Consider the following 9799-nt stretch of genomic DNA (forward strand, 5'->3'; position numbering starts at 1 on the left):
GAAAATAAAATGAAAAAACTAAACAAAAAGGTGCTCATGCCGCTTGCAATCGCGTTAGCAGTCAGCAATGCGGTTGCTGCTAGCAACAGTGTTAATGAACAACCGACTACCACGGCGTCGAAACAGAAGTCTGGTCCTGCTGCAACCCAGGGTATCGCAGTAACTCAGCCAGACCAATTCGGGATCCGTAAACTCGATATGTCCAATCCGCAGCACTATCAATTGGCGAAGTCACGCTTAATAAAAGCAAACCGTATTGAGAGCGAGTTCCCACAGCTACACAAAACGCTAGATGTAGCAAAAGGACAGCACTTATCAGCCAAAATGAATATGACCACCTCTGAAGTGCCGCCAGTTAGTGAAACTGAAGTGGATATCATTAAAGAAGCACATTTCTTCTTGGATATGAACTTAGCTATTTCGTCTGATACAAACGAGCCTTATCTCATTGTACGTGCAAAAAGCTCACGCTTTGGTGGTACAAAGGCGACCTACATCGACTTGTTGTTAGAAGATGCAAATGGTAATCAGCTTGCGCCTTTAGGTTCTACATTTAATGTACTAGATGGTAAAGACACACTTGCAACTTCGACTATTTCACTGAAGTCATTGAAAGCAAACTTTCCCAACCTAGATACCATTTACGCAAGTTCATACGTTGAACTAGAGCAAGAAGATGGCACTATCAGTACGACGATGAAGTACACTGAATACCCGTTCTCATGGGAGCACTTTGAAGCGCTGTATGGCTCTGCTACACCAGCTGCAAAAGGTGAGGCTTCTGCACTTAACGTAGGGATCAGCTCATCTTTGGATACACGTCCGAAGTATAATGCGACTGCGCCAATCGATAAAAACAACGACGCGGTTATTAAAATCTGTTTAAACCGTAGTCATACTGACTGTGATTACGCAGCAGATCAATACCGTGAACCGAATGAAATTACCGATGTAAATATCCCATTCAACGGCGAGTTACGTGTTCCTCACGAAATCACTGAAATCTATCCAACTGTAGGCGATTTGCCAAACGGTATAGATGAACCAACGAATATCTATCTACAAGAAGGTATCTATGGCGGCGCGACAAAGCAAAGCTATAAAGGGCTCGAAAACGCGGTTAAGCAATTTTCCGATTACTTGGAGTTCGAAGTTGATACAGTAAACCAAGAGTCGATTATCCGTTGGAATATTCCACGTTCTGAGGGCCGTTTTGGTAATGCCAAACTGTTCTCAAACATCGCTGAAGCAAACTGGTATATGACCTTTGCTGTTAAAGGTTATCCGTACTTTAAGAAAGGACGTGGTGGTGCCGTTGCATTCCAAGTTTCACTAACGTCAGAAACATCAACGCGTTTTGGTAACTTCTATAGTGAAGTATTACCTATGATGAAGTTAGGTTATAGCTGTCTTGCTACAGGCACAATGATCACCATGGCCGATGGCAAACAACTTGCTATTGAAGACATTGCGAAAGGCGATTTGGTATTAGGTGCACTTGCTTCGAATACCCAAGTTAAAGAACCAATGCAAGTTATTGATGTGTCGGTTGGGATTGAAGCTATCAAGATGTATCGCGTAAAAGGCGCAGATGGCTCTGATATCTTAACTACCGAGACTCACCCAATTTCGACCTCAAATAAAGGAATTATTTGGGCGAAAGAGCTAAAAGTTGGCGATCGTATCTTAACTGAGAATGGATCGGTGCTGGTAACAAGCGTGACTAAAGAGAAGTATCGCGACAAGATTTATAACCTAAAACTTGCTCCAACAGCAGATTCTAAACTAGCTGAGTCACGTAACTTTGCCATGTTTGCCAATGGTATGGCGGTAGGCGATCTTGCTACACAAGATGAGTTTAACTACAAAGATCAGGACGTACGCATGTCAGAAGAAGAGATCCTCCAACGTCTTCCTGAAAAGTGGAAAACAGACTACATCAACAGCCTGAACTAATCGCTGCATCTGGCCTCTCCTATTGAGGGGCCATACTTCTCAGTAAGGAATTCAACATGAAATTTATATATTCTCCATTGGCACGTGCCATGGGGGTAATGGGACTTTTTGCCTGCAGTTTTTCAGCTACTGCTGATCAAATTGCTAATCCAGAGTTCACTACCCAAGCAAATAACTCTGATTTAGACTCAGTGACACTCGGTACTGCTTACCATAGTGAAAAAGAAGGTTTTTATGCACTGCAAAGTGTGCTTGGCCGAGTTGATGAAACCTATGGCAATACCGAAATGGATTTTGTCGTCGGTGTAGATATGAGCTATAGCCAACTATCTAGTATGCTAGATGGTAATTTAGGCGCTGCACTTGATGTTCCAGTCATAAAAGTTGGCGTTGGCGCAAGCTACGCAAAACAAAACGCCGCAGATAACTACACTGGCACTTACACCCTATTTCTCTCCTTAAAACCAAAAAAACGGCTGTTAGTTGCGGATCCTCAGACCGGATTTAAACCTACACAAGCGGCGCTTGATCTGGTCAATGCTAACCCTGGAGATAAATTCAATAATATTGGTAATGAGTTTGTATCAGCGATTGAGTACGGCTCTCAAGTTATGATCAACCTCAAGTTCCAATATAAAAATGACGAAGACAAAGTCAAATGGGGGGGTCAGCTTGGTGTGGACTGGGCGGGTAAAGTCAGTGTCAGTGGTAAACTGCAAAAAGTAGACGAAAATGTGAAGCGTAACATCAAAATTACCGTTTCTGCACTACAGCTTGGTGGTGATCCAACTGAACTATTGAAGGTGATCCCCAATCAGCTCGTCAACTGTACGATGGAAAACCCAACACCATGCTTTGACGTGTTTAAAAACAGCATCGATTACATCAAAACTAACTACGTTACTCAGTTTGATACCTTAGATAAATACAACGTTGGTCGAGTCTTAACACAAAGTTATACCGACTCTGGACCAAGCCTATCTCCCTTAGTACCTGATGATGTCTATCCTGCCAAAAGCATCTTGACTAAATTGGCTTTGAAAAACATGAGTGATGATTGGGTACAGGCAATTCTCGACAATCGTCGTGCCGATAACCTACTCAATTACTACGCCAGTGAGCTGAATAACTCACATCGAACTGCATTAGAAACCATTCGCGATAATGCGCTCTTTAACTCATTTATTCTGGCAGACGCCGTTGATTATTGTAAGCGTAATCCAATTGGTAATTACTGTCGCGATAGAGAGCTACAGACTCGTGGCCGCGTTCATCAGTATGACCGTAAATGGCTAGAATTATAAGGAATAAGACTATGTTAAAAGTCATGCTAACCAGCACATTAATTGCCTCATTCGCTGCGACAGTAGCACCATCAGCGCAGGCAAATACGACTTTATTTGAATCTCGAGATGTACTTACGCCACAGCAAGCGTTAGGACGCTTTCAATGGTTGGAAAAGTGCTACCCAGGGTTGTTGGTTGAAGTCTCTGATAATATCTTTGATCCCACAACTCCCATTCCAAATGATGAGAAAATAGCAAATCTTAAAAAAGTAATGCTATACAAAAATAGTACCCTCAGGACTGATGCAAAATACCTTACCTTTGGAGATGAAGACAATGCGAATCCAAAGAACTGGTTTGCGGGTAAATCACCAACGACTTCTTGTTTGCAGATCCCATCAGATTATCGCATAAGCGCGGTGATGGTTACACCTGCAATGCCGAACTACTGCGCCACTAAGTCTCGTGAACGTGCCTATGAGTTTATCCAATCAGTCAAGTTTTCTAATCTTGAAAACACCAGTAGCAACACCTTTTACAGTAACTATGTTGGTGATACTGCGAAAATATATGCCGATAGAAGCTACCAGTTAACGTTAACCCCAGGATTTAGTAGTGCAGAAACATATCCGGAAACTTGGCATGTGTTTATTGACTGGAACCAAGATGGTGATTTTAACGATACAAAAGAAACCTTATTTGCAGGTGTCTCAGAACAAGCAGTTCAGGTAGAAATTACACCGCCAACGGGCGCCAAAAAGGGCATGACGAAAATGCGCGTTACCATGGATTACTTGGGTGGCAGCAATGACGCATGTAAAGAAGTAGACTCTGGAGAGGTAGAAGATTACCTCCTTTACGTGAAGTAATAGGTGGCAACATGAACTTATACAAACAGACTATCGCGGCACTTATTGCCGGCACTACACCTTTCGCATTCGCAGATTCCAATTTTGTGAACGAAGCGGAATTAATGCAAAAAGCACAAAATGTGAATACCTTTCAAAGCGAAATTCCCGGATTGATGAACGATCACATTGTGCTAGGTACGGCTTATAACAGCGACCAAAAGCGCTTTTTGAATGTTCAAACTGTCGCAGGAGAAACTGTTGAGACTCTCGGCAATACCCGTGTGCAATTTGAACTAGTAAACAATGGCAGCTATGACGAAGTACTCCGTCAACTCAACGGTAATGTTGATGTTGATGTTGGCTTTCCGGTCATTCGTGTCAAAGCTGGCGGCCACTTAGCCAAAGAAATGTCCTCGACTGAGTTTTCTAATACTTATACTTTCCAAGCATCATTAACACCGAAAAAGCGTGTACTTATGCCAGCGGATGCCAACATTGGTTACACCTTGACCCCGTCAGGTAATACGTTAGCGAATGAATATCAAAGTAAACTAATGAGCATGGCAGGCGATGGATTTATCAGTGAGATTGAATACGGTGCACAGCTACTCATTAACATGAAAATTGAATACTTAAGTGAGCAGCACAAAAGTGAAATTGGCGGTTACTTAGGGGTAAGTTACGGTGCTGGTAATATTGGCATTAGCGTCGATGGTAAGCTTAATTATATCGACGAAGACCTTAAGAAAAGTGTGCGCATTACCGTCAGAGCTTTACAAAAAGGCGGTGATCCTAAACAGCTTCTCAGCATAATCCCTAACAATATTATCACCTGTTCACTCGATAACTACGAGCCTTGCTTTACTTTATTTGAGCAAGCGGTGAACTATGCGAAAAACGACTTTGGTAATCAGTTTAATGCGCTATCTGATTACAACGTAGTGCGTTACAAGGCAACGCCTTACGAGATCAGCTCACAAGATGTACGTCGTTTAGATTCAGGTAATAAAGATATTCGCTTTGAAACCACTTACCGTACTTTATGGCTTGAAGATCAATTCAAAAAGTCGGTTAATCATGAACACCGTGCGCGTGGTGTACTTGCGCAATACGCTAGTTGGATGACGGATGTACAACGTCAAAAAGCAGAAGGCGTACAAGAAGCCGCTTACAACAATGCATGGATTTATGAGCAATATGCTCGAGTTTGTCGCGATAATCCTTATGGTACAGCTTGTACAGATGCGTGGAACGATTATCTAAATACCTGTAGTGGTAGTGGTGTCGGCTGCATACAAAACTACACGCTTGCCGATCTGAATATACCAGCTGATAACATGACGCAATACTTCAAATGTGAAAATGCCCGAGAAGCAACAGCAAACTTTGGTGTTGAAGAAAATCATGTATCACTTGGGTTTAGACAGTTGGGCTGGGCGCCTTCCTTTGTTGATGCAAATGACCCAGCTGCGGGCGTGATGGTTTGGCTACCATGTAAATCAGCCCTACCAACCTATGGAACCGCTTTTGAAAATTAGTGAGTAGTAAAAACGCTAAGACTCAATTAGTCCAATTGAGGCGTGGCAAGTAATAAACAGTCGCACATTGAATTATTACTTCTTCGCCTCTCCCACAGTAAACCATCTACAGGAATTTATGTATGCACTTAAGAACCATATTAATAGTGCTCTGTGGCCTGTTAAGCTTTTATGCAAATGCACATACCTATTACTCTTTAAATACTGAGCATGAACAACTCGGGCAGGGATTTGAACAGGAATTAGGCATACCGCTTGAATCGTGCCTCGATGGTCAGTGGCAATTTCAGGGTGGTAGCATGGGCGACTTGGCTTATCGTGGCGATTTTGACTCCGACACCATGATCAATACCATTACAGGTAGTGTAAAGGCTGGTATCAATTTAGTTATTTTTGGTGGTTCAGCCAAATTTTCCATGCGCAGGAAAGTAACCAAAAATAGAAATTCAGCTGCCTCGGCGGTCGAGTTAACCTATGAAAAAGGAAGTTATAACTTTGAAAATCGAACCACCAAACCCGCTTTTGTCGAGCTGCTCAGTACAGATCCGACTCAGGTAAGAAACCGCTGTGGTGACAGCTTCATCCACAATATCAAACTTGGTTCTCGTATCTATGTTACCGCCAAACTCCATTTTAAAGATCGCACAAAATACGAATGGTTTCAGACCAAAATCAAAGTGAAATTTCTTTTTTTCAGTAAAACTTTTACTAAAACCAAAGTATTTCAAGAGGCAACCAAAGATGCCGTTTATACGATTCAGGTGAATACCGATGGGGGTATGACGCCAGAACTCGCTAGACTCAGTAAAAATGGCACCATACACTGCAAAACCGATAATCTAACTCCCTGTATTACATACGCCGACAATTTATTTAGCTACTTACTAGACGGTGGAGAGTATGTCGACGACCTTAAAGACGAACATTTAAACGTTTTAAAGTACGAAGTCGAAAGCTATGAAGACTCTGGCCATTATGACCTCGCCTATGCTGGTCACACCGCACTATCTAACCGCTATATTGCACTGTCTGCCAGACTCAGAAGTTATCAAGATTTAGTTTATGACGAAATAGAAAGGTTAAGTGCATTTAAAGCTGTGTCTGAAGACCCGCTTGAAATCGAACAGCTTACAGCTCGTATTTCTGCCCGTAATACGCAGCGCATCGGACTCGAGCAAGCTGGCGAATACTGTGCGACATTGCCCGGCACTACCCTTTGCGAAAATCGCATAGAATCCGCAATCGCAAACGTTGATTAGGCGAACCAACTTCAGGCAAAGGAGCGCGCTAACGCACGTCCTTACCACTCTATTCTCCAACCAATGAGGCTATATAGCCTCGCTTCTTTTATGGCGCAATTAAGCGTCACCTCAAAAAGCGCTGTGGAACCGCTGAGGTATTCTTAATCTAATAATGTTGGCGTCTCCGACGTAAAATCAATCCATGCATTAGTGCCTAAGAGTTCAGCACCCACCACACTCGGATCTTCATATCGCATGACGAAATTTTTTGGCCCGTGCGCGTAGGCCACTACTAAGCCATATTCAGAGTCCAAAAAGCCTCCGTGTGGAACAAGTCCTGGGTAGCTAATACGCCATGCATTACTGTGATTACTTACCTGTCCTAACGTTAGCTTACCGATCACGTTATCTGGTAGTAAAAAGAACCACGTCCATGGGCCACCTGATACAATCGTCATCACTTCATCGATGCCGACGCCATTTTCAGCGCTGTTGACATGTAGTTTCCCAAACTTTTCTTGTAGATATGACTTAACTTCGCTGCTCATCGCTTTCATGTCGTATATCTTAGGATAAGGTGCAACGCCTATCTCTGAAGTAGATAGAAATCCGCCACGATGCATTTCCGGTTGACGCCCTGCTTGCTTGATTTCGTTTAGTAGCTCACCTCGGTGTAAAGAAAATAACGACAGTAACTGCATGCTTTCTTGTTCGTTAATCGCCCTTTTCTTGGATACCTCCAGAATAGGCCGAGCCTCTTCTGGAATATTCACGGTGCTCACCCTCACTCCGACACGACGTAATACTTTATTTACCTGCGCAATCCCCTTTGACTCAGCTCTGCCATCACTATACGACAGTATAAGCTGCCCCTCGCTCTGCGTAGCATTGGCGATACAGCTTGATAGGGGCAATACCGAAACAAGCGCAACAAGCACTAAATTAGAAAACTTCTTCATATTAATTTCTCCTCAAACAATTAGACAAGTAAGGCAAAACCATCACTGTCGAGCCTATTTTCCAAGTCTAAGTATTAATTATGAGTAGAAAAACATAGTTTCAGTAAACAAATTAAACACTGAGAGTAAACAATAAAACAGCAGTGTACGCGCATACTATGTCGCGTTTAGACTATTCTCTGAGTCATTCATATTTTAAGTAGGAAGTTAAGAAATCAATGAATACACGCACTTTTTGTGACTGCGCTTTATGATAGGGATAAACCGCATGGAGCGCATGGGGACTAATTTTCCAATCCGGTAACAATGGTAGTAATTCACTAGAGTTTATTTCTTTTGCAACAAACACTTTTGGAAGGATCATGATTCCAAGCCCAGCTAATGCTGCTTGTTTTAAAGCCAAACCGTTATTAACAGAGTAATTGCTCTTCTGAATGTTGACAACCTGAGTGTCGTCCTCACGCGAAAATGTCCACCTAGTTGCTGAAGAAGATAGACTATAAACCAAGCAATTATGCAATATCAGTTGTTGAGGACTTGTAGGTGTACCATATTGTGTTAAGTACGATGGAGAAGCGCAAAGGATGCGATCCATAGTGGTTAGTTTTCTGGACCTAAGCGTGGAATCTGTTAATGTTTCTCCTCCACGTATTGCAATATCAATCCCTTGTTCGACCAAGTCGATATACTGGTCGTTCATGACAACTTCTACCGATATTTCGGGGTACTGTTTCATAAATTCACAAATGGCTGGATTTAACATTAATATGCTTACCGACATTGGAATATTGACCCTTAAAAGCCCTGAAAGTTGCTGCGAAGACTCTATGATAGAAAGATCAGCACTAGCCCATTCATCCAAAATAGTCCTGACGTGGTCATAGTATTGCTGTCCGCTCTCAGTTACATGCATCTTACGCGTGGTTCTATGAATAAGGGGGCTTTTTAAATACGCCTCAAGTTCATTGATATTTTTACTTATCGCGGCCTTTGATAACGACAAATCATCGGCCGCCGCGCTAAAGCTTCCAAGCTCGACAACGCGCCTAAATACTGTAATTGCTTTTAGCTTATCCATATACCCATCCTAATTTTATAGCCTTCAGTCAGTGCGCTTCATGACACTTTGACATGGGCCTATCGAGAGAAAAAGTCTGCCGATTCAAAAATAATAAGCACTATTCTCATTGGGGGTCGACAACTTTTTCGCACATCTTCAGGAATCCCAACTGGTAGCGATAAAAATTCAGCCAACGCAAAATTTCACATCTTTTAGTACTATATCTATTTAATAAACAACATGTTAAAAAACATCCACAAGATAATCAAAAAAGGTCAACTTATTTGTTAGTGCAATTATTGGAAACTAGTTTCCAAATAAAGTACACTCCCACGCCCACTGATTATTCAATAAAACAAAATAAGATATCAAGATGATTAAAAACGCTATATACAAGGGAATCGTAGCCTCATTACTCACCTCCACTCTAGCAGCTTGCGGCGGTAGTGGCAGTGACAAAAGCGATACACCCGTCGCATCAACAAATAAAGCACCAGTAATTGCGACCATAGCACCAATTACTGCGATGGAAAGAGACTCAATCACAGCCGTTGCGACCGTAACAGATGAAGATGGTCCGATTGAAACTTTGCTTTGGGAGCAGACAGCAGGTACAACTGTTGAGCTAACAAACAACACTAGCGAAACGCTCGAATTTCGTGCGCCTGACATCAATGAAGCGACCACGCTAACATTTAAGCTAACCGCGACAGACGACAAAGGGGCCTCAAGCTCACAAGAGTTAACTGTCAATCTAAGTGCGTACGCTCCACTCTCAAGCTTTGTAGTGGTCAACTAATTTTGGCCACAGTTTTAGAATCTTGGTATCTAACCTCAGATTCATTTGGCGCTAAACCAGCATTATAATGATGAGGCCTAACGTTGTTATAATATCCGTTGATATAATC

General features: G+C 42.4%; 8 protein-coding genes. 6 read left to right on the top strand and 2 right to left on the bottom strand.

What is annotated here, in order from left to right:
* Positions 1–9 precede the first annotated feature (9 nt).
* The 5 genes from NH462_RS22535 (at position 10) to NH462_RS22555 (ending at position 6890) form a co-directional block, all read left to right on the top strand.
* The gene (locus NH462_RS22535; RefSeq protein WP_253107798.1) at positions 10–1956 is read left to right on the top strand and encodes a Hint domain-containing protein; all 1947 of its coding nucleotides are present in this window, start codon (positions 10–12) and stop codon (positions 1954–1956) included.
* Between the two features lie 56 nt (positions 1957–2012).
* The gene (locus NH462_RS22540) at positions 2013–3260 is read left to right on the top strand and encodes a hypothetical protein (RefSeq protein WP_010377895.1); all 1248 of its coding nucleotides are present in this window, start codon (positions 2013–2015) and stop codon (positions 3258–3260) included.
* An 11-nt stretch (positions 3261–3271) separates the two neighbouring features.
* Positions 3272–4111: a GEVED domain-containing protein gene (locus NH462_RS22545; protein WP_010377893.1), complete on the top strand. Its 840-nt coding sequence runs from the start codon at positions 3272–3274 to the stop codon at positions 4109–4111.
* 11 nt (positions 4112–4122) lie between these two features.
* Positions 4123–5631 carry a hypothetical protein gene (locus NH462_RS22550; RefSeq protein ID WP_045963290.1) on the top strand — a complete coding sequence of 503 codons (1509 nt, stop codon included), beginning with the start codon at positions 4123–4125 and terminating at the stop codon, positions 5629–5631.
* A gap of 122 nt (positions 5632–5753) precedes the next feature.
* The gene (locus NH462_RS22555) at positions 5754–6890 is read left to right on the top strand and encodes a hypothetical protein (protein WP_253107799.1); all 1137 of its coding nucleotides are present in this window, start codon (positions 5754–5756) and stop codon (positions 6888–6890) included.
* Between the two features lie 143 nt (positions 6891–7033).
* Here the strand turns inward: NH462_RS22555 and NH462_RS22560 are convergent, their stop codons facing one another.
* Positions 7034–7831, bottom strand: a complete 798-nt coding sequence (locus tag NH462_RS22560; protein ID WP_017218234.1) for a hypothetical protein — start codon at positions 7829–7831, stop codon at positions 7034–7036.
* Between the two features lie 184 nt (positions 7832–8015).
* Positions 8016–8909 carry a LysR family transcriptional regulator gene (locus tag NH462_RS22565; protein ID WP_253107800.1) on the bottom strand — a complete coding sequence of 298 codons (894 nt, stop codon included), beginning with the start codon at positions 8907–8909 and terminating at the stop codon, positions 8016–8018.
* 355 nt (positions 8910–9264) lie between these two features.
* Here NH462_RS22565 and NH462_RS22570 point away from each other — a divergent pair, with 355 nt between their 5' ends.
* On the top strand, positions 9265–9690 hold the full coding sequence (locus NH462_RS22570; RefSeq protein ID WP_253107801.1) for a hypothetical protein: 426 nt from the start codon (positions 9265–9267) through the stop codon (positions 9688–9690).
* Positions 9691–9799: the final 109 nt, after the last annotated feature.

This window comes from Pseudoalteromonas sp. OANN1 (assembly GCF_024124685.1).
Classification (GTDB): Bacteria; Pseudomonadota; Gammaproteobacteria; order Enterobacterales; family Alteromonadaceae; genus Pseudoalteromonas; species Pseudoalteromonas piscicida.

Coding starts and splice junctions, on each gene's coding strand:
- NH462_RS22570 (WP_253107801.1), top strand. CDS start 9,265: ATGATTAAAAACGCTATATACAAGGGAATCGTAGCCTCATTACTCACC.
- NH462_RS22545 (WP_010377893.1), top strand. CDS start 3,272: ATGTTAAAAGTCATGCTAACCAGCACATTAATTGCCTCATTCGCTGCG.
- NH462_RS22565 (WP_253107800.1), bottom strand. CDS start 8,909: ATGGATAAGCTAAAAGCAATTACAGTATTTAGGCGCGTTGTCGAGCTT.
- NH462_RS22560 (WP_017218234.1), bottom strand. CDS start 7,831: ATGAAGAAGTTTTCTAATTTAGTGCTTGTTGCGCTTGTTTCGGTATTG.
- NH462_RS22540 (WP_010377895.1), top strand. CDS start 2,013: ATGAAATTTATATATTCTCCATTGGCACGTGCCATGGGGGTAATGGGA.
- NH462_RS22555 (WP_253107799.1), top strand. CDS start 5,754: ATGCACTTAAGAACCATATTAATAGTGCTCTGTGGCCTGTTAAGCTTT.
- NH462_RS22535 (WP_253107798.1), top strand. CDS start 10: ATGAAAAAACTAAACAAAAAGGTGCTCATGCCGCTTGCAATCGCGTTA.
- NH462_RS22550 (WP_045963290.1), top strand. CDS start 4,123: ATGAACTTATACAAACAGACTATCGCGGCACTTATTGCCGGCACTACA.